Annotated in this window: 2 protein-coding genes and 1 pseudogene; all 3 read left to right on the forward strand. The window is 64.9% G+C overall.

From position 1 onward, the window contains the following. A partial coding sequence (locus tag AC1D1P_RS24305; RefSeq protein WP_477674788.1) for a MotA/TolQ/ExbB proton channel family protein occupies positions 1-238 on the forward strand: 238 nt, incomplete at its 5' end. A 106-nt stretch (positions 239-344) separates the two neighbouring features. Next, on the forward strand, positions 345-785 hold the full coding sequence (locus AC1D1P_RS24310) for a biopolymer transporter ExbD (RefSeq protein ID WP_477668962.1): 441 nt from the start codon (positions 345-347) through the stop codon (positions 783-785). Positions 786-801: 16 nt separating this feature from the next. Further along, positions 802-1,010: pseudogene (locus AC1D1P_RS24315) on the forward strand (cell envelope integrity protein TolA); the annotation flags it as partial.

Below are 1,010 nucleotides of genomic sequence, written 5' to 3' on the forward strand. Positions count from 1 at the left end.
CGCCTTCACCGGCCTGGCGGCCCTGGAACAGGTCACGCTGGCCACGGTGGCACCGGGCATTGCCGAGGCGCTGGTCGCCACCGCCATCGGCCTGTTCGCCGCCATTCCGGCCGTGGTGGCCTACAACCGCTTCTCGCATGACATCGACCGCGTTGCCAACCGGCTCGAAACCTTCATCGAAGAGTTTTCCAACATCCTGCAGCGCAATCTGGGCGCCCAATCACCCTCCGGCCACTGAAATGTTGGCCCCCACGCTTTTCACTTCGTGTAATACGCTGCCCCCCAAAGGGGCTGGCCTTGCTCGGGGCGGCCCTTCGCTGCGGCCGTCCGTCTAGGAGACCGCCATGCCAGCAGTCAATTCCCGCCGCGGCCGCAACCGGCGCACCATCAGCGAGATCAACATGGTGCCGTTCATCGACGTCATGCTGGTGCTGCTCATCATCTTCATGGTGACCGCGCCGCTGATCACGCCCAGCATGATCGCGCTGCCCAAGGTCGGCAAGGCGCCCAGCCAGCCGCAAAATCCGGTGCAGATCCTGATCAGCAAGGATGAAACCGTGCAGATCAAGATCAAGACCGACAGCGTGCCCAGCAACGTGCGCAACGTCGCAGCTGACATCGCCCGGCTGGAGCCGGCCGTGAAAGCCGTCGGCGCCGAAGCGGTTCCCGTGGTCATCAGCGCCGACAAATCGATCAAGTACGAAACCGTGGTCCAGGTCATGGACAATCTGCAAAAAGCCGGGGTGTCGCGCGTAGGCCTTTCCGTGCAAACCGGCAACAAGTAGCCGCCCGCAACCCGCCATGCCCAGCGCCGCAGACCGCCTCGAATTCGGACCGCCCCGCGACAGCGGGTCGTTGCGCGCATTCGGGCTGGCCCTGCTTGCCCACATCCTGCTGATGGCCGCGCTGACCTGGGGCATCAACTGGAAGCACAGCGACAAGGCCGTGTCGTTCGATGCCGAAATCTGGTCCAGCGTGCCGCAGGCGGCGGCGCCCAGGCTGGTGGAAGC

The sequence above is a fragment of the Polaromonas sp. P1_E1_2 genome (assembly GCF_056406035.1).

Bases quoted from the DNA above. Each gene is read 5' to 3' on its own strand.
- AC1D1P_RS24310 (WP_477668962.1), top strand. From the start codon at position 345: ATGCCAGCAGTCAATTCCCGCCGCGGCCGCAACCGGCGCACCATCAGC.